The organism is Streptomyces paromomycinus (assembly GCF_003865155.1).
Lineage (GTDB): Bacteria > Actinomycetota > Actinomycetes > Streptomycetales > Streptomycetaceae > Streptomyces > Streptomyces chrestomyceticus.
Map to the genome: position 1 here is coordinate 8,447,501 of NZ_BHZD01000001.1, position 18,377 is coordinate 8,465,877.

The following is an 18,377-nucleotide window of genomic DNA, read 5'->3' on the forward strand; positions in this document are numbered from 1 at the left end:
TCTCCCCGAAATGCATTTAGGTGCAGCGTCGTGTGTTTCTTGCCGGAGGTAGAGCACTGGATAGGCGATGGGCCCTACCGGGTTACTGACCTTAGCCAAACTCCGAATGCCGGTAAGTGAGAGCGCGGCAGTGAGACTGTGGGGGATAAGCTCCATGGTCGAGAGGGAAACAGCCCAGAGCATCGACTAAGGCCCCTAAGCGTGTGCTAAGTGGGAAAGGATGTGGAGTCGCAGAGACAACCAGGAGGTTGGCTTAGAAGCAGCCATCCTTGAAAGAGTGCGTAATAGCTCACTGGTCAAGTGATTCCGCGCCGACAATGTAGCGGGGCTCAAGCACACCGCCGAAGTCGTGTCATTGCAGTATGTACTCCTAACGGGGACTGTGATGGGTAGGGGAGCGTCGTGTGCCGGGTGAAGCAGCACCGGAAGGTAGTTGTGGACGGTTCACGAGTGAGAATGCAGGCATGAGTAGCGATACACACGTGGGAAACGTGTGCGCCGATTGACTAAGGGTTCCTGGGTCAAGCTGATCTGCCCAGGGTAAGTCGGGACCTAAGGCGAGGCCGACAGGCGTAGTCGATGGACAACCGGTTGATATTCCGGTACCCGCTTTGAAGCGCCAAACATCGAATCAGGCGATGCTAAGTCCGTGAAGCCGCCCTGAGCTCTTCGGAGCGTAGGGGAGTGGTGGAGCCGACGAACCAGACTTGTAGTAGGTGAGTGATGGGGTGACGCAGGAAGGTAGTCCAGCCCGGGCGGTGGTTGTCCCGGGGTAAGGGTGTAGGACGCACGGTAGGCAAATCCGTCGTGCATGAAGTCTGAGACCTGATGCCGAGCCGATTGTGGTGAAGTGGATGATCCTATGCTGTCGAGAAAAGCCTCTAGCGAGTTTCATGGCGGCCCGTACCCTAAACCGACTCAGGTGGTCAGGTAGAGAATACCGAGGCGTTCGGGTGAACTATGGTTAAGGAACTCGGCAAAATGCCCCCGTAACTTCGGGAGAAGGGGGGCCATTGCTGGTGATGAGTCTTGCACTCTGAGCTGGTGGTGGCCGCAGAGACCAGCGAGAAGCGACTGTTTACTAAAAACACAGGTCCGTGCGAAGCCGTAAGGCGATGTATACGGACTGACGCCTGCCCGGTGCTGGAACGTTAAGGGGACCGGTTAGCTCTGTTTCGACAGGGCGAAGCTGAGAACTTAAGCGCCAGTAAACGGCGGTGGTAACTATAACCATCCTAAGGTAGCGAAATTCCTTGTCGGGTAAGTTCCGACCTGCACGAATGGCGTAACGACTTCTCGACTGTCTCAACCATAGGCCCGGTGAAATTGCACTACGAGTAAAGATGCTCGTTTCGCGCAGCAGGACGGAAAGACCCCGGGACCTTTACTATAGCTTGATATTGGTGTTCGGTTCGGCTTGTGTAGGATAGGTGGGAGACTGTGAACTCGTCACGCCAGTGGCGGGGGAGTCGTTGTTGAAATACCACTCTGGTCGTGCTGGATGTCTAACCTGGGTCCGTGATCCGGATCAGGGACAGTGTCTGGTGGGTAGTTTAACTGGGGCGGTTGCCTCCTAAAGAGTAACGGAGGCGCCCAAAGGTTCCCTCAGCCTGGTTGGCAATCAGGTGTTGAGTGTAAGTGCACAAGGGAGCTTGACTGTGAGACTGACGGGTCGAGCAGGTACGAAAGTAGGGACTAGTGATCCGGCGGTGGCTTGTGGAAGCGCCGTCGCTCAACGGATAAAAGGTACCCCGGGGATAACAGGCTGATCTTCCCCAAGAGTCCATATCGACGGGATGGTTTGGCACCTCGATGTCGGCTCGTCGCATCCTGGGGCTGGAGTCGGTCCCAAGGGTTGGGCTGTTCGCCCATTAAAGCGGTACGCGAGCTGGGTTTAGAACGTCGTGAGACAGTTCGGTCCCTATCCGCTGTGCGCGTAGGAGTCTTGAGAAGGGCTGTCCCTAGTACGAGAGGACCGGGACGGACGAACCTCTGGTGTGCCAGTTGTCCTGCCAAGGGCATGGCTGGTTGGCTACGTTCGGAAAGGATAACCGCTGAAAGCATCTAAGCGGGAAGCCTGCTTCGAGATGAGGGCTCCCTCCTCCTTGAGAGGGTAAGGCTCCCAGTAGACGACTGGGTTGATAGGCCAGATATGGAAGCCCGGTAACGGGTGGAGTTGACTGGTACTAATAGGCCGAGGGCTTGTCCTCAGTTGCTCGCGTCCACTGTGTTAGTTCTGAAGTAACGAACTCGCCTTGTCGGCTGGAGTTGTTATCTTCATAGTGTTTCGGTGGTCATAGCGTTAGGGAAACGCCCGGTTACATTTCGAACCCGGAAGCTAAGCCTTTCAGCGCCGATGGTACTGCAGGGGGGACCCTGTGGGAGAGTAGGACGCCGCCGAACTCCTTTTGATAGTGGGAAGCCCCGCACCGTATGGTGCGGGGCTTTCTGCGTTTGTGCCCCGGTGCCGGCGGGAGTCCGGAAGGCGTCCGGCAGCTCCCGCGGGCCGGCCACCGGTTATGTGCGTGTTGTCGTGCGGTATCCGGACAAGGGACCCGCGGTGTGCCGGGCCGGAGCGGCCAGGTAAGGTCAGGGGGCATCGTCGGTACGTTCCCACAGGAGGCCCCCGGGTGGAGGTCCAGGAGACGCGCGTCCAAACGGATCGTGTCCTCACCATCCCGAACATTCTGAGCATGGCTCGCCTCGTCGGCGTGCCGGTGTTCCTGTGGTTGATCCTGTGGAAGGAGTTCGGCGGCCCGGACACCAAGTACTGGGCACTGCTGGTCCTGGCGCTGAGCGGCGTCAGCGACTACCTCGACGGCAAGCTGGCCCGCCGCTGGAACCAGATCAGCAGCTTGGGCCGGATCCTCGACCCGGCCGCCGACCGGCTGTACATCCTCTCCACCCTGGTGGGCCTGACCTGGCGCGGAATCCTCCCGCTGTGGGTCACCGCGGCCCTCCTGGCGCGCGAACTGATGCTGCTGATCGCGGTCGCGGCCCTTGCCCGCCACAAGTACGGCCCTCCCCAGGTGAACTTCCTGGGCAAGGCGGCTACATTCAACTTGATGTATGCCTTCCCGTTGCTGCTGCTCAGCGACGGAGAAGGCTGGCTCCACACGCTCGCTGAAATTTTCGGATGGGCGTTCGCCGGATGGGGTACAGCACTGTACTGGTGGGCAGGGATTCTCTATGTGGTCCAGGTCCGCCGGATCATCAAGGTGGACACCAAGGCCGACTGAACTCGCCGAAAGTCCTCGCACCCGGCCCACCGGGTGCGAAGACGGAGAACGGAAACTCTCCCGGACGGGCGAAGTCGGCAGGACCGTCGTCTGTTTCGAGGAGGACGCTTCCGACATGAAGGCCGTTGTGATGGCCGGTGGTGAAGGCACTCGCCTTCGCCCCATGACGTCGAGTATGCCCAAGCCGCTGCTGCCCGTGGCCAACAGGCCGATCATGGAGCATGTGCTGCGGCTGTTGAAGCGGCATGGGCTCAGCGAGACCGTAGTGACCGTGCAATTCCTGGCGTCGCTCGTCCGGAACTACTTCGGTGACGGGGAAGAGCTCGACATGGAGCTCACCTACGCCAACGAGGAAAAACCGCTCGGGACGGCCGGCAGCGTGAAGAACGCCGAGGAGGCGCTCCGCGACGACGCCTTCCTCGTGATCTCCGGAGATGCGCTCACCGACTTCGATCTCACCGACCTGATCCGTTTCCACAAGGAGAAGGGCGCGCTCGTCACCGTCTGCCTCACGAGGGTCCCCAATCCTCTGGAATTCGGTATCACGATCGTCGACGAGGAAGGCAAGGTCGAGCGTTTCCTGGAGAAGCCGACCTGGGGCCAGGTCTTCTCCGACACGGTGAACACGGGCATCTACGTCATGGAGCCCGAAGTTTTCGACTACGTGGAACCCGACGTCCCGGTGGACTGGTCGGGTGACGTCTTCCCCCAGCTCATGAAGGAAGGCAAGCCGGTTTACGGCTACATCGCCGAGGGCTACTGGGAGGACGTCGGCACCCACGAGAGCTATGTGAAGGCCCAGGCCGACGTCCTTGAGGGCAAGGTCGACGTCGACATCGACGGCTTCGAGATCTCGCCGGGCGTCTGGGTCGCCGAGGGCGCCGAGGTGCACCCGGACGCCGTACTGCGCGGCCCGCTGTACATCGGCGACTACGCCAAGGTCGAAGCCGGCGCGGAACTGCGCGAGCACACCATCGTCGGGTCGAACGTCGTCGTCAAGAGCGGCGCCTTCCTGCACAAGGCCGTGGTGCACGACAACGTGTACATCGGTCAGCAGAGCAATCTGCGCGGCTGTGTGATCGGTAAGAACACCGACATCATGCGGGCGGCCCGGATCGAGGACGGAGCCGTCATCGGCGACGAGTGCCTCGTCGGTGAGGAATCGATTGTCCAGGGCAATGTCCGGGTCTATCCGTTCAAGACCATCGAGGCCGGCGCCTTCGTCAACACCTCGGTGATCTGGGAGTCCCGCGGCCAGGCGCACCTGTTCGGCGCCCGTGGCGTCTCCGGCATCCTGAACGTCGAGATCACCCCCGAGGTCGCGGTACGGCTGGCCGGCGCGTACGCCACGACCCTGAAGAAGGGGTCCACGGTCACCATCGCCCGGGACCACTCCCGGGGTGCCCGGGCGCTGAAGCGCGCGATGATCTCCGCGCTCCAGGCCAGCGCCATCGACGTACGGGACGTGGAGAACGTGCCGCTTCCGGTGGCCCGGCAGCAGACGGCCCGGGGCAGCGCCGGCGGCATCATGGTCCGTACGACACCGGGCGTGCCGGACTCCGTCGACATCATGTTCCTGGACGAGCGCGGCGCCGACCTCTCGCTGGCGGGCCAGCGCAAGCTGGACCGGGTCTATGCACGCCAGGAGTACCGCAGGGCCTTCCCCGGCGAGATCGGCGACCTGCACTTCCCCTCCAGCGTCTACGACTCGTACACCGGGTCGCTGCTCCGGTCGCTGGACACCGAGGGCATCGGCGAGTCCGGTCTGAAGGTCGTCGTGGACGCCTCCAACGGCAGCGCCGGCCTGGTGCTGCCCAGCCTCCTGGGGCGGCTCGGCGTCGATTCGCTGACCATCAACCCCGGCCTGGACGAGTCCCGGCCGACGGAGACCGCCGACGCCCGGCGCGCCGGGCTGGTCCGGCTCGGGGAGATCGTGGCCTCCGCGCGGGCGGCCTTCGGGGTGCGGTTCGACCCCGTCGGTGAGCGGCTGTCGCTGGTGGACGAGCGCGGCCGGATCATCGAGGACGACCGGGCGCTGCTGGTCATGCTCGACCTGGTGGCCGCCGAGCGGCGCAGCGGCCGGGTGGCCCTGCCGGTGACCACGACCCGTATCGCCGAGCAGGTGGCCGCGTACCACGGCACGCAGGTGGAGTGGACGACCACCTCGCCCGACGATCTGACCCGGGTGGGCCGCGGGGACGACACCATCTTCGGCGGTGACGGCCGCGGCGGCTTCATCGTTCCGGAGTTCAGCAGCGTCTTCGACGGCGCGGCGGCGTTCGTACGGCTGATCGGGCTGGTCGCCCGTACGCAGCTCACGCTCAGCCAGATCGACGCGCGGATCCCGCGGGCGCATGTGCTCAAGCGGGACCTGGCGACACCGTGGGCGGTCAAGGGCCTGGTCATGCGCCATGTGGTGGAGGCGGCCGGCGACCGGTCGGTGGACACCACCGACGGCGTTCGGGTGGTGGAGGCCGACGGGCGCTGGGTGCTGGTGCTGCCGGACCCGGCGGAGGCCGTCACCCATCTGTGGGCGGAAGGCCCGGACGACGCCTCGGCCCAGCAGCTGCTGGACGAATGGTCGGCGGTGGTGGACAGCGCGGGCCGCTGATCCACGGCGGGGGTACGGACGTCCGTACCGTTCCGTGGCCCCACCGGCGCGCCGCGATTCGGCACGCCGGTGGGGCCATTGGGTGACTGCGGCGCCGACGTGCGACGATGTGCGGCATGTCGCAGCAGCGCCCCGATCGGAGCACCCCCCACCAGGCATCGCGCCCCGACGCCTCGATGTCGCTGCTGACCAACGTCATGGACCACGCCCTCGACGACGGGTACGCGGAAGCGGCGGAGCGCAAGGCGGCGGCGGGGACGCGCGGCCTGCCCCGTACCTTGCGGGCCAAGTTGGGGCTGGCGGCGGGCCTGGTGCTGGCCGCGGTGGTGGTGACGGTCGGTGCCGCCCAGGCGCGGATATCGGCTCCCACCCTGGCGAAGGAACGCGAAGAGCTGATCAACCGTATCGAGCACGGTACGTCCGACGCCGACGCGGTGCAGAAGCGGGTCGACGCGCTCCGCGACGACGTGGGGGCGATGCAGCGCGAGGCGCTGAAGAAGCACGGCGGCGACCGGGCCGAGCTGCTGGCACTGCTGGCAGGCTCGACGCAGGTGACCGGCCCCGGGGTGAAACTCGTCGTCGACGACGCCAAGTCGGCCAAGTCGAGCGGCGGGGGGCCGCGGGAGAGCACCGGGTTCTCGGACACCGGGCGGCTGCGCGACCGCGATCTGCAGCGGGTCGTCAACGGCCTCTGGGCGTCCGGCGCCGAGGCGGTCGCCGTCAACGAGCAGCGGCTCACGTCCCTCTCGGCGATCCGGGCCGCGGGAGACGCCATACTGGTCGACAACAAACCGCTGGTGCCGCCGTACACGGTGCTGGCGGTGGGGGACGGGCGCAAGCTCGCGACCGCGTTCCAGGACAGTGCGGACGGCCAGTACTTGGACGTGCTGCGCAAGAACTACGGGATTCGTACGAAGATTTCCGCCGAGAACGAGGTCAGGCTGCCGCCCGCGCCCAGTTTGATCGTACGTACAGCACAGCCGAAGGCCGGTGCCGCGGGCGGCGCCGACACAGGGAAGGGCACATCGTGATCGCCGTACTGGGCCTCATCGTGGGAGTCGTGGTCGGGCTTGTGGTCCGACCCGTGGTGCCGACGGTGGTCGAGCCCTACCTGCCGATCGCTGTCGTCGCGGCGCTGGACGCCGTCTTCGGCGGTCTGCGCGCGATGCTGGACGGCATCTTCGACGACAAGGTCTTCGTCGTCTCGTTCCTGTCCAACGTGGTGGTCGCCGCGCTCATCGTCTTCCTCGGGGACAAGCTCGGCGTCGGCGCCCAACTGTCCACCGGTGTGGTCGTCGTACTGGGCATCCGCATCTTCTCCAACGCCGCGGCCATCCGCCGGCACGTCTTCAGGGCCTGATGCCGATGGCTACGGACGACATTCCCGGGCCGGACGGCACGCCGCCGGAGCCGGGCGGGGAGCCGCGGAAGGTGCCGCCCGGCGGGTCCGGCGGTGCGGACCACGGCCCCGGTGGGGCGGACCGGCCGGCCGACCGGCGGCCGATGCCTCCGGAGAGCCGGTCCCAGGACCGGCAGGACGGCGCTGGGAGCGCCGCTGACGAGGCGCCGGCGGCAGGTACGGACCAGACGGCCGGGCCCGGTGCGGCGGAGCCGCAGGTGACCGGACGGCAGCGTCTGGTGGCCGGTCTGTGGCCGCCGCGGCTGACCCGGGCCCAACTGATCGTGGCCCTGCTGCTGTTCATTCTCGGTCTCGGCCTGGCAATTCAGGTACGTTCCACGAGTGACAACAGCGCACTACGGGGCGCGCGGCAGGAGGACCTGGTGCGCATCCTGGATGAATTGGACAACCGTTCGCAACGCCTGACGGATGAACAGCGCAGGCTGGAGGGCCAGAAGACCGAGCTGGAGAACAGCTCGGACCAGGCCGAGGAGGCCCGGAAGCAGACCGTGGAGAAGGAGCAGCAGCTCGGCGTGCTGGCGGGGACGGTGGCGGCCCAGGGGCCGGGCATCAACCTCACCATCAACGATCCGACGCACTCCGTCGAGGCGGACAAACTCCTGGACACCGTCCAGGAGTTGCGGGCGGCCGGTGCCGAGGCCATTCAGATCAACGAGGTACGGATCGTGGCCGATTCGTACCTGTCGGACGTCCGCGGCGGCGTGGAGGTCGACGGCAGACGCGTCACCCAGCCGTACCGTTTCAAGGTGATCGGCAAGCCCGAGGACCTGGAACCGGCGCTGAACATCCCTGGCGGTGTGGTGCAGACTTTGGAGAAGGAGCAGGCCACTGTGTCGGTGAGCCGTGACGAGAAGATCATCGTGGACGCCTTGCGGGAGGCGAAGCGGCCTGACTACGCTCGGTCGTCATCGCGGTGAGCCGGCGACGAATGCGGACGCTTCGGGTCGGTCATGAGGTAGCGGGGGGTCGGCGCACCGTACGGGTGGTGCGTGGTGGAAACTGTGTGAAGGCCACGGACGTTAACAAGATGTCCGGATCGGCCGGTGTGTGCATCGAGGGTTCGTCCTGCCCCACGGGCGGGTCTGTTTCGTTCAAGGGGAATCGCCCGTGAAGTTGTTTGCAAAGCTGTTCGGCAAGAGCGCACGCCAGGAGGGCGGCAGCGGCTCGGCCAAGCACCGTGCCTCGCGCCAGCCCGAGGAGGGCGGCGCCGGCGGAGAGCGTCCGCTCTTCCGTGACCAGGTCGGTGGCCCCGGAGCGCCGGGTGCTCATTCTGTTGACCCCTCCGTGCCCGGCCGCATAGGTTCCCAGGGACCGTCGGCCGCGAACACGGGTGGAGGGGTTGCCTTGCCGGTCTGTACGAGGTGCGGTCACCGCAACGCCGAGGCGAGCCGGTTCTGCTCCAACTGCGGAGCGCCGCTGCGCCCCGGGGCGCAGGCCGAGCGTGCGTCCGAGACGACCTCCACCATCTCCATCTCGGGGCTGGAGGCGTACGACGCGGAGACGACGGGGCAGACGGCGGTGCCGTCGCTGTCCCCCGAGGCCCAGGCGGCCGTCGAGGCGCTGCCGATGGGCTCGGCCCTGCTGGTGGTGCGCCGCGGTCCGAACTCGGGCAGCCGCTTCCTGCTGGACGGCGACCTGACGACGGCCGGGCGGCACCCGCAGAGCGACATCTTCCTGGACGACGTGACGGTCTCGCGCCGGCACGTGGAGTTCCGCCGCGGCCAGGACGGCTTCACCGTCGCCGACGTCGGCAGCCTGAACGGCACGTACGTCAACCGTGAGCGGATCGACTCGGTGCCGCTCGCCAACGGTGACGAGGTCCAGATCGGCAAGTTCCGGCTGGTCTTCTACGCGAGCCAGCGGGGCGTCGGGTTCTGACCGGCCAAGGAAGGCATATGCACCGCACTGCGCCGGGTGGTGCCGGGTCCGCCGGCACCACCTCGGACGGCAAGCTGATGAGCATCGGTACGGTGCTCAACGCGCTGCGCGACGAGTTCCCCGAGGTCACCATCTCCAAGATCCGTTTCTTGGAGGCCGAGGGGCTCGTCGAGCCGCGGCGCACCCCGTCCGGATACCGCAAGTTCAGCGCGGACGACGTCGCCCGGCTGGCGGCCGTCCTGCGGATGCAGCGTGACCACTATCTTCCGCTGAAAGTGATCCGCGAGCACCTCGACGCTCTCGCGCGGGGCGAACAGGTGTCGCTGCCGGCTCCCGCCGCGCCCGCGGGGGAGCTGTTCGAAGGTCTCGGCGAGTCGGCCGGTGACCTGCCCACGGCCGCCCGCATCGGCCGGGCGGAGCTGCTGGCCGCCGCGGAGGTCGAGGAGTCCGAGCTGGCCGACTGGGAGGCGTACGGACTCATCGTCCCGGACGCCGACGGCGGGTACGACATCGAGGCCGTGACGGTCGCCAGGCTCGTCGCCGAACTGGGGCGATTCGGCCTGGAACCCCGCCATCTGCGGGCGGTCAAGGCGGCCGCCGAACGGGAGGCCAACCTCGTCGAGCAGGTCGTCGCGCCGCTGCGCCGGCACCGCAATCCGCAGACCAGGCAGCACGCCGAGGCCACGGCCAGAGAGCTGGCCACGCTGTCCGTACGGCTGCACGCGGCGCTGGTCCAGTCCGCCCTGCGGGTCCGGCCGACGTGAGCAATGGGTGGCCCGACTACCCAAACCGCCCGGGCACGTCCTAGGGTTGCTGTGTGAACGAGCTCGATGTCGTGGGTGTCCGGGTGGAAATGCCTTCCAACCAACCGATCGTGCTCCTACGGGAGGTAGGAGGCGACCGTTACCTGCCCATTTGGATCGGGCCGGGGGAGGCCACCGCCATCGCCTTCGCCCAGCAGGGGATGGCCCCTGCCAGGCCGCTGACGCACGACCTCTTCAAGGACGTGCTGGAAGCGGTGGGCCAGGAACTGACCCAGGTCCGCATCACGGACCTGCGCGAGGGGGTCTTCTATGCCGAACTGGTCTTCGCCAGTGGTGTCGAGGTCAGCGCCCGTCCGTCCGACGCCATAGCGCTGGCGCTGCGCACCGGTACGCCGATCTACGGGACCGACGGGGTCCTCGACGACGCGGGCATCGCCATCCCGGACGAGCAGGAGGACGAGGTGGAGAAGTTCCGCGAGTTCCTCGACCAGATCTCGCCCGAGGACTTCGGCACCAACAGTCAGTGAGCCGGGTGCGCGGAGGGCCGTCTTCCGCGCATTCGAGTAGCCTTTCCCCGTCCGGGGGCACGAGAAACCACTCGCAGGGTGATTATCACTCGGCGTGGCGAGCGCGGCGATCGTTGACGCACCCCGAGTGACTGCATACCGTCGATAGGGCAGGTCCCGTCCGGGACGTGGAGGACGGAGGTCGGCGTGGCAATCACCGGCGACGGTACGGCGGCGGAAGGGGCGTTGCCGCTCCACCCCGGGGCTGTTGACCGCACCCCGGCACAGGCCGCCGAGGTGCCGGGGGACCGCGGGGCGGAAACCATCGGCTACCGCGGCCCGACGGCGTGCGCGGCCGCGGGGATCACCTACCGCCAGCTCGACTACTGGGCCCGTACGGGGCTCGTCGAGCCGAGCGTGCGGCCCGCCTACGGGTCGGGCACCCAGCGGCTCTACAACTTCCGGGACGTCGTCGTCCTGAAGATCGTCAAGCGGCTGCTGGACACCGGCGTGTCCCTGCAGAACATCCGCACCGCCGTCCGGCACCTGCGCTCCCGCGGGCTGTCCGACCTGGCGCGGATGACCTTGATGAGCGACGGCGCGACGGTCTACGAATGCACCTCGCCCGACGAGGTCGTCGACCTGCTCCAGGGCGGGCAGGGTGTCTTCGGCATCGCGGTGGGCGTGGTGTGGCGCGACGTGGAGGGCGCGTTGTCGCAGCTCCACGGCGAGCGGGTGGACACCGGCGAGACGCTGGTCCGGCACAACCCGCACGACGAGCTGGCGCGGCGGCGCAACCGGGCGGGCTGAGCGGGGCGTACGGCGCGAAAAGCGCAGAACGGCAGCGGCAGGGCGTACGGAGACGGCGCCCGGCTGCTGCGTACGCCCGTTACGGCGGTCTCCTGCGCCTCTGTCGTACCAGGACGCACCCGAGGCCTCACGGGGCACGGAGCGGGCCGGGGGCCTCGTACAGCGGCTCTCAGGCCGTCCGGCGAGGACGGCCGGCGCGATTGTCAGTGGTGTGGGGGAGCATCAGTCGTGTGAGACGTGCGCCGACGATCCTGCATCTCGACATGGATGCGTTCTTCGCGGCCGCCGAGCAGGCGGCCAAGCCGAGCCTGCGCGGAAAACCCGTGGTGGTCGGCGGGATCGGTCCGCGCGGTGTGGTCTCCACGGCCTCGTACGAGGCCCGGGTCTTCGGGGTGCGCTCCGCCATGCCCACCGCGCAGGCCCGCCGCCGCTGTCCGAACGCGGCGTACCTGACACCGCGCTTCACCCTGTACCGCCAGGTCAGCGACGTGGTGATGGAGCTGCTGCACGAGCTGTCGCCGCTGGTGGAGCCGCTCAGCCTGGACGAGGCGTTCGTCGACCTGGAAGCGGGCGGTGTCGCGGCGGACACCGCGGCGGTGCGGGCGGTGGGGGAGCGGTTGCGACGGGACATCCGGCGCCGGACGGGGCTGACCGGGTCGGTGGGACTGGCCGGCGCCAAGATGCTGGCCAAGATCGCCTCGGAGCAGGCCAAGCCGGACGGCCTCGTGGTCATCGAGCCCGGCACGGAGCGGGAGCTCCTCGGCCCGATGACGGTGCGTACGCTGCCCGGCGTCGGCCCGGCCACGGCGGAGACGCTGCGCCGGGCGGGCATCCACACGGTCGCCGAGACGGCGGAGGCGGGCGAGGCGGAGCTCGTACGGCTGCTGGGCAGGGCGCACGGCGCCGGGCTGTACGCGATGGCGCTGGGCCGGGACGACCGGCCCGTGGTGGCCGAGCGGGACGCGAAGTCGATATCGGTCGAGGACACCTTCGAGGTGGACCTGACGGACCGGACACGGGTGCGGGCCGAGGTGATGCGGCTGGCGGACCGGTGCGTGCAACGGCTGCGGGCGGCCGGGCGGTCCGGCCGGACCGTCGTGATCAAGGTGCGTAACTACGACTTCTCCACGCTGACCAGGTCGGAGACGCTGCGCGGGCCCACGGACGACCAGGGCGTGGTGCGGGAGGCCGCGGCCCGGCTGCTGGACCTGGTGGACACGACGGGCGGCGTACGGCTGCTGGGTGTGGGGGTGACCGGCCTCGCGGATTTCACGCAGGAGGACCTGTTCGCCCAGGTGGCGACGGAGAAGGCGGCCGAGGAGGAGGCCGAGCGGGCGCGCCGGGCGGCCGACGAGGCCGCGCGGCTGGCCGCCGACGAGCCCGAGCGGCCCCGACGCTGGCTCCCGGGGCTCGACGTGATCCATGACGAGCACGGGGCGGGCTGGGTGCAGGGCAGCGGCGTGGGCCGGGTGACCGTACGGTTCGAGCAGCCGTGGTCCGGGCCCGGGCGGGTGCGCACGTTCCCGGTCGAGGACCCCGCGCTGCGGCCCGGTGAGCCGCTGCCGCTGGTGGGCGGTCCGCCGGACGGGTGGCGCGACGGGCTGCCGGGCGGTCTGCCCGGCGGTTTGCCCGGCGGGGCGGGCGGGTCCGGCGGTCGTGGTGAGCGCGAGGCCGGGGAGGTGGACGGGCCTGGCGGATCGGGGGAGGCCGGTGGCCCCGGCGGGTCCGGGGAAGCCGACGAGCCCGGCGGGTCCGGGGGCGCCGGCCGTCCCGGCGGGCCCGGCGGTGGCGTGCTGGAGGAGCCCGGCGGGCCCGGCGGTGGCGTGCTGAGGGAACCCGGCGGGCCCGGCGGCGACGTGCTGAAGGAGCCAGACGGGCCCGGCGGCGACATGCTGAGGGAACCCGACGGGCCCGGCGGCGACATGCTGAGGGAACCCGACGGACCCGGCGGCGACATGCTGGAGGAACCCGACGAATCCGGCGACGGTGTGGCGGAGGCGTCCGGCGGCCGTGAGGCTCCTCCCTCTCCGCCCGGTGTTCAGTCCTCCGCGCCGGCCACCCGCCCGAACTCCGTGTCGGCCGGCGCGGCGTCCGAGCCGGGCGCGGGATCGGGGGCCGGGATGTCCAGACGGTAGTGGTGATAGAGCTGTAGTTCCTGCTCCGGCGAGAGGTGGCGGCCCACCCCGAAGTCCGGCGCGTCCCTGATCAGCTTGCGGTCGTAGGGGACGTGCAGTGCCTCGTCGACCAGATCGCTGGGCTCCAGGGGCACGAACGCGTCCCGGCTGAAGATCCCGGTGCGTACGGCCGCCCATTCCGGTTCACCGGTCGCGTCGTCCAGGTACACCTCGTCGACGGTGCCGATCTTGGTTCCGTTCTTGTCGAACGCCTTGCGGCCGATCAAGCTGCGGGGATCGATATCGGTCTGCACGGTCCCTCCTAGTGGTCGCAACTGCCTTGTGACAACTACCAAACGGCACAATTCATGCCCCGGCCACTCGAAGGAACGTCCGTTCGCCGCGCTGGTAGGCTGGCGAGCGGCTGTCGACCCCATGCGGGAGAGTCCTTCGTCGATCTTGGCGGAGGCGCCGAAGGAGCAACTCCTCCCCGGAATCTCTCAGGCTCACGTACCGCATGGACGAGGTCACTCTGGAAAGCAGGGCGGGCCACGGGCGGACACAGCGCCGGAACCCTTCCTCACCGACGGTGAAAGCCGGTACCGCGTGCGGGACCGGTGAAGCTCTCAGGTTGAGATGACAGAGGGGGAGGCCGTCCGGGCACCAGCGCCGTGGTGCCCCGCGTAGGTCGAAACGACCAGGAGGCCCCCGCAGATGACCACCACCCGCAGCTCCCTGACCGAGCTGGAACGAGGCACCCCGTTCGAGCAGCGGCACATCGGCCCCGGCCCGGAGGCCCAGGCCAAGATGCTGGCGCAGGTCGGGTTCGGATCGCTGGACGAACTGACCGCGGCCGCCGTACCGGACGTGATCAAGAGCGCGGAGGCGCTGGGCCTGCCCCAGGGCCGTACGGAGGCCGAGGTCCTCGCCGAGCTGCGGGCGCTCGCGGACCGCAACCAGGTGCTCGCCCCGATGATCGGGCTCGGTTACCACGGCACGTTCACCCCGCCGGTGATCCTGCGCAACGTGATGGAGAACCCCGCCTGGTACACGGCCTACACCCCGTACCAGCCGGAGATCTCGCAGGGCCGGCTCGAAGCGCTGCTCAATTTCCAGACCATGGTCGCCGACCTGACCGGACTGCCCACCTCCGGTGCCTCGCTGCTGGACGAGGGCACGGCCGCGGCCGAGGCGATGGCCCTCTCGCGGCGCGTGGGCAAGGTCAAGCAGGGCGTCTTCCTGGTCGACGCCGACTGTCTGCCGCAGACCGTCGCCGTCATCCGGACCCGCGCCGAGCCGACCGGCGTCGAGGTCGTGGTGGCCGACCTGTCCGAGGGCATCCCGGCGGAGGCCGCCGAGCGCGGTGTCTTCGGCGTGCTGCTCCAGTACCCGGGTGCCTCCGGCGCCGTACGGGACCCGCGTGCCGTCATCGAGCAGGCGCACGAGCTGGGCGCGATCGTGACCGTCGCCGCCGACCTGCTGGCGCTGACGCTGCTGACCTCGCCGGGCGAGCTGGGCGCCGACATCGCCGTCGGCACCACGCAGCGCTTCGGCGTCCCGATGGGCTTCGGCGGCCCGCACGCCGGATTCATGGCCGTACGGGAGAAGTTCGCCCGCAGCCTGCCCGGCCGGCTGGTGGGCGTGTCGGTGGACGCCGACGGGAACAAGGCGTACCGGCTCGCTCTCCAGACGCGTGAGCAGCACATCCGCCGGGAAAAGGCCACCAGCAACATCTGCACCGCGCAGGTGCTGCTCGCGGTGATGGCGGGCATGTACGCCGTGTACCACGGCCCGGACGGCCTCGCCGCCATCGCGCGCCGTACCCACCGCTACGCGTCCATACTCGCGGCGGGCCTGCGGGCCGGCGGGGTGGAGGTCGTGCACGGCGGCTACTTCGACACGCTGACCGTACGGGTGCCGGGCCGGGCCGCCGAGGCCGTCGCCGCGGCCCGCGAGGCCGGGGTCAACCTGCGGCTGGTCGACGCCGACCTGGTGGGCGTCGCCTGCGACGAGACCACCGGACGCGCGCAGGTGCACGCGGTGTGGGGCGCCTTCGGCGTCCAGGCCGACATCGAGCAGCTCGACGCGACCGTGGCCGACGCGCTGCCCGAGGAGCTGCTGCGCGGCGACGCGTACCTGACGCACCCGGTCTTCCACCAGCACCGTTCCGAGACCGCGATGCTGCGCTACCTGCGCCGCCTGTCGGACAAGGACTACGCGCTGGACCGCGGCATGATCCCGCTCGGCTCGTGCACCATGAAGCTGAACGCGACGACCGAGATGGAGCCGGTCACCTGGCCCGAGTTCGGGCAGCTGCACCCGTTCGCGCCGGTCGAGCAGGCGCAGGGCTACCTCACGCTCATCGCGGAGCTGGAGGAGCGGCTGGCCACGGTCACCGGCTACGACAAGGTCTCCATCCAGCCGAACGCCGGTTCGCAGGGTGAACTGGCCGGCCTGCTGGCCGTACGCGCGTACCACCGCGCCAACGGCGACGAGCAGCGCACCGTCTGCCTGATCCCCTCCTCGGCGCACGGCACCAACGCCGCCAGCGCCGTGATGGCCGGCATGAAGGTCGTCGTCGTCAAGACCGGCGAGGACGGCGAGGTGGACACCGACGACCTGCACGCAAAGATCGAGCAGTACCGGGACCAGCTCGCGGTGCTGATGGTGACCTACCCGTCCACGCACGGCGTGTTCGAGGAGCACATCACGCAGATCTGCGCGGCCGTGCACGACGCGGGCGGTCAGGTGTACGTGGACGGCGCCAACCTCAACGCGCTGGTCGGCCTCGCCGAGCCCGGCAAGTTCGGCGGCGACGTCTCGCACCTGAACCTGCACAAGACCTTCTGCATCCCGCACGGCGGCGGCGGTCCCGGCGTCGGCCCGGTCGGCGTGCGCGCCCACCTGGCGCCGTACCTGCCCAACCACCCGCTGCAGCCCACCGCGGGCCCGGAGACGGGAGTCGGCCCCATCTCCGCGGCGCCGTGGGGTTCCGCGGGCATCCTGCCCATCTCCTGGGCGTACGTCCGGCTGATGGGCGGCGCGGGGCTCACGCGCGCCACCCAGGTCGCGGTGCTCGGCGCCAACTACATCGCCAAGCGCCTGGAGCCGCACTACCCCGTGCTCTACACCGGCCCCGGCGGCCTGGTCGCGCACGAGTGCATCATCGACGTACGGCCGCTGACCAAGGCGACCGGGGTGAGCATCGACGACGTCGCCAAGCGGCTGATCGACTACGGCTTCCACGCGCCGACGATGTCCTTCCCGGTGGCCGGCACGCTGATGATCGAGCCGACCGAGAGCGAGGACCTGCACGAGCTGGACCGCTTCTGCGAGGCGATGATCGCGATCCGCGCGGAGATCGACAAGGTCGGCTCGGGGGAGTGGGACCAGGACGACAACCCGCTGCGCAACGCCCCGCACACCGCGGCGGCGCTCGGCGGCGAGTGGACGCACCCGTACACCCGCGAGGAGGCGGTCTTCCCGGCCGGCGTCGAGGCGGCGGAGAAGTACTGGCCGCCGGTGCGCCGGATCGACGGTGCGTTCGGTGACCGCAACCTTGTGTGCTCCTGCCCGCCCATGGAGGAGTACGACGGCTGATCCGCCGTCGGCGGGCACCGCTCGCGGTCGCGCGGCATGTGAAGGGCCCTCGGCGTCGACGCCGGGGGCCCTGTTGTCCGTTGTGCTCTCTTGTCAGCCGGCGGTCGGTCGGTGCCGTGCCGTGCTGTGCGGTTCCGCGTGGTTGCGTGCGCTGAGGTGATCAGGCGGCGGTGGCCACGTGCGGCGTGCCCAGAACCCGGTGCGGCGCGATGACCTGGCCGTCCGGCAGCAGTTCACCGGTGTCCTCGAACAGGAGGACACCGTTGCACAGCAGGCTCCAGCCCTGCTCCGGGTGGTGCGCCACGAGATGGGCGGCCTCCCGGTCGGCGGAGTCTGCGGTCGGGCACGGTGGTTGGTGCTGGCACATGGATGATGTCTTTCGCTGCGATGTGGTCTGATTCGTCCTGCGGCTCGACGAGATGCTCATGGCCGCTCCCCCGTTTCAGTAGGTCGATACCAGTGTTGCCCCACGGGCCGGATTCCGCAGGGATTTGGCTGCAGCGGCACTCACTAGATAATGACGCATCACCCGTGCGGTCGGTTCATTTCAAGTGCGTCCCCGGTACGGGGCGTTGGGAGCCGGGCGGCCGCGTACTCCGCGCGGGTGAGCGCAGTGGAGCGCCCCGCGTCCGGGAAGGGCGCGGGGCGCGTTCCTGTGGGGCGGTGTGCTCCGGTGCGCGGTTGCGTCGTACGGCGTCGGCCGGTCGCCGTGGAGGACCCCCTGCCGGGTCTCAGGCCGGCGACCCCAGCAGGGGCACCGGTGCGAGGCGCAGGGTCAGCCGGGGCAGCAGATCCGCCACCCGGTGCGGCCGGTGGGCGGCGATGCCCGGCGGGGCCGGCGCCAGCGGGACGAGGACGTCACCCGGGGCGGGCACCCCCTCGGAGCCGTCCGCCGAGACGTCGTGGTGCAGCCACAAAGTGAGCATGTACAGCTCCGGCACGGACAGCAGCCGTGGCTGGTACGGGGTCGGTACGGACTCCGCCTGACGCAGTGCCCGTTCGGTCGACGTGACGTAGGGACCCTCGCAGAAATGCGAGAAGGTCCAGCCGTCGGCCGTGAGCATGGCTTCCGCGGTCGCCACCGACCGCTCGCCGCTGCGGATCAGGAACCGCCAGCCGGTGAGCCGGGTACGGGGCGGCCCGGCGGGGTGGCTGACATCGTCCAACACGTATACGGGCAAGGGGAGTTCGGCACTCAGTGGGCCCTGGTGGGCACGGAGGGCGGGGGTGCGGGCCTCGCGCACGGCGGTGGGGGAACCGAGGGCGGCGAGGACGCTGCGGAGGGCAGGCGCGGGGGCAGGGGGGACATGCAGCGGCATGGTGGGTCGCCTCTCACTTGGGAGACACGGTGGTGCTGGGCATGGTGCGGACGACGTCGTCAGCGTGCGGGGTCAGAGCGCCAGTACATGGCCGACCGGGGATGCCGGCCCGGCGG

At 69.0% G+C, this 18,377-nt stretch carries 14 protein-coding genes, 2 rRNA genes and 1 riboswitch (1 of these 17 cut by a window edge); of the genes, 13 read left to right on the top strand and 3 right to left on the bottom strand.

Going from position 1 to position 18,377, the window contains the following annotated elements; translation table 11 throughout:
- From OEIGOIKO_RS36365 to OEIGOIKO_RS36420, 12 genes are all read left to right on the top strand, one after another.
- Nucleotides 1-2,210, top strand: a 23S ribosomal RNA gene (locus tag OEIGOIKO_RS36365); it begins 912 nt to the left of the window's first position.
- A 76-nt stretch (nucleotides 2,211-2,286) separates the two neighbouring features.
- Nucleotides 2,287-2,403: ribosomal RNA gene (gene rrf / locus OEIGOIKO_RS36370) — 5S ribosomal RNA — on the top strand.
- 227 nt (nucleotides 2,404-2,630) lie between these two features.
- Nucleotides 2,631-3,239: a CDP-alcohol phosphatidyltransferase family protein gene (locus OEIGOIKO_RS36375; protein WP_125057606.1), complete on the top strand. Its 609-nt coding sequence runs from the start codon at nucleotides 2,631-2,633 to the stop codon at nucleotides 3,237-3,239.
- Nucleotides 3,240-3,354: 115 nt separating this feature from the next.
- Nucleotides 3,355-5,850, top strand: coding sequence for a mannose-1-phosphate guanyltransferase (locus OEIGOIKO_RS36380; protein ID WP_125057607.1), 2,496 nt, complete (start codon nucleotides 3,355-3,357; stop codon nucleotides 5,848-5,850).
- A 116-nt stretch (nucleotides 5,851-5,966) separates the two neighbouring features.
- Nucleotides 5,967-6,881, top strand: coding sequence for a DUF881 domain-containing protein (locus tag OEIGOIKO_RS36385; RefSeq protein WP_125057608.1), 915 nt, complete (start codon nucleotides 5,967-5,969; stop codon nucleotides 6,879-6,881).
- Entirely contained in the window at nucleotides 6,878-7,210 is a 333-nt protein-coding gene (locus OEIGOIKO_RS36390) for a small basic family protein (RefSeq protein ID WP_003984969.1), read from the top strand. The genes OEIGOIKO_RS36385 and OEIGOIKO_RS36390 overlap by 4 nt, the downstream gene beginning before the upstream one ends.
- 5 nt (nucleotides 7,211-7,215) lie before the next feature.
- Nucleotides 7,216-8,187 (top strand): DUF881 domain-containing protein, encoded by a 972-nt coding sequence (locus tag OEIGOIKO_RS36395; RefSeq protein WP_371859001.1) that lies wholly within the window; start codon nucleotides 7,216-7,218, stop codon nucleotides 8,185-8,187.
- Between the two features lie 148 nt (nucleotides 8,188-8,335).
- A complete protein-coding gene (locus OEIGOIKO_RS43635) occupies nucleotides 8,336-9,148 on the top strand; it encodes an FHA domain-containing protein (RefSeq protein WP_218040073.1) in 813 nt (270 codons plus the stop codon).
- 17 nt (nucleotides 9,149-9,165) lie between these two features.
- Nucleotides 9,166-9,912 (top strand): transcriptional regulator FtsR, encoded by a 747-nt coding sequence (gene ftsR / locus OEIGOIKO_RS36405; protein ID WP_125057610.1) that lies wholly within the window; start codon nucleotides 9,166-9,168, stop codon nucleotides 9,910-9,912.
- A gap of 53 nt (nucleotides 9,913-9,965) precedes the next feature.
- Nucleotides 9,966-10,439 (top strand): bifunctional nuclease family protein, encoded by a 474-nt coding sequence (locus tag OEIGOIKO_RS36410; RefSeq protein ID WP_003984965.1) that lies wholly within the window; start codon nucleotides 9,966-9,968, stop codon nucleotides 10,437-10,439.
- A 186-nt stretch (nucleotides 10,440-10,625) separates the two neighbouring features.
- Nucleotides 10,626-11,228, top strand: a complete 603-nt coding sequence (locus OEIGOIKO_RS36415; RefSeq protein WP_031005217.1) for a MerR family transcriptional regulator — start codon at nucleotides 10,626-10,628, stop codon at nucleotides 11,226-11,228.
- Between the two features lie 230 nt (nucleotides 11,229-11,458).
- Nucleotides 11,459-13,363 carry a DNA polymerase IV gene (locus OEIGOIKO_RS36420; RefSeq protein WP_125057611.1) on the top strand — a complete coding sequence of 635 codons (1,905 nt, stop codon included), beginning with the start codon at nucleotides 11,459-11,461 and terminating at the stop codon, nucleotides 13,361-13,363.
- Here OEIGOIKO_RS36420 and OEIGOIKO_RS36425 read toward each other — a convergent pair.
- The gene (locus tag OEIGOIKO_RS36425; RefSeq protein WP_170251961.1) at nucleotides 13,267-13,656 is read right to left on the bottom strand and encodes a PRC-barrel domain-containing protein; all 390 of its coding nucleotides are present in this window, start codon (nucleotides 13,654-13,656) and stop codon (nucleotides 13,267-13,269) included. The two genes, OEIGOIKO_RS36420 and OEIGOIKO_RS36425, sit on opposite strands and share 97 nt — an antisense overlap.
- A 114-nt stretch (nucleotides 13,657-13,770) precedes the next feature.
- Nucleotides 13,771-13,868, top strand: a riboswitch (glycine riboswitch).
- 188 nt (nucleotides 13,869-14,056) lie between these two features.
- Between OEIGOIKO_RS36425 and gcvP the strand changes: the two genes are divergently transcribed.
- Nucleotides 14,057-16,942: an aminomethyl-transferring glycine dehydrogenase gene (gene gcvP, locus OEIGOIKO_RS36430; protein WP_125057612.1), complete on the top strand. Its 2,886-nt coding sequence runs from the start codon at nucleotides 14,057-14,059 to the stop codon at nucleotides 16,940-16,942.
- Nucleotides 16,943-17,102: 160 nt separating this feature from the next.
- Here the strand turns inward: gcvP and OEIGOIKO_RS36435 are convergent, their stop codons facing one another.
- Together OEIGOIKO_RS36435 and OEIGOIKO_RS36440 are read right to left on the bottom strand one after the other, a co-directional pair.
- A complete protein-coding gene (locus OEIGOIKO_RS36435; RefSeq protein WP_030019934.1) occupies nucleotides 17,103-17,309 on the bottom strand; it encodes a DUF5999 family protein in 207 nt (68 codons plus the stop codon).
- 364 nt (nucleotides 17,310-17,673) lie between these two features.
- Complete coding sequence (locus OEIGOIKO_RS36440) at nucleotides 17,674-18,261, bottom strand: hypothetical protein (protein WP_031005225.1); 588 nt, start codon at nucleotides 18,259-18,261, stop codon at nucleotides 17,674-17,676.
- Between the last annotated feature and the right edge of the window lie 116 nt (nucleotides 18,262-18,377).

What these genes read in the sequence shown, in the direction of transcription:
- OEIGOIKO_RS36380 (WP_125057607.1), top strand. Translation starts at nt 3,355, where the DNA reads ATGAAGGCCGTTGTGATGGCCGGTGGTGAAGGCACTCGCCTTCGCCCC.
- OEIGOIKO_RS36385 (WP_125057608.1), top strand. Translation starts at nt 5,967, where the DNA reads ATGTCGCAGCAGCGCCCCGATCGGAGCACCCCCCACCAGGCATCGCGC.
- OEIGOIKO_RS36395 (WP_371859001.1), top strand. Translation starts at nt 7,216, where the DNA reads ATGGCTACGGACGACATTCCCGGGCCGGACGGCACGCCGCCGGAGCCG.
- ftsR (WP_125057610.1), top strand. Translation starts at nt 9,166, where the DNA reads ATGCACCGCACTGCGCCGGGTGGTGCCGGGTCCGCCGGCACCACCTCG.
- gcvP (WP_125057612.1), top strand. Translation starts at nt 14,057, where the DNA reads ATGACCACCACCCGCAGCTCCCTGACCGAGCTGGAACGAGGCACCCCG.
- OEIGOIKO_RS36435 (WP_030019934.1), bottom strand. Translation starts at nt 17,309, where the DNA reads ATGTGCCAGCACCAACCACCGTGCCCGACCGCAGACTCCGCCGACCGG.
- OEIGOIKO_RS36440 (WP_031005225.1), bottom strand. Translation starts at nt 18,261, where the DNA reads ATGCCGCTGCATGTCCCCCCTGCCCCCGCGCCTGCCCTCCGCAGCGTC.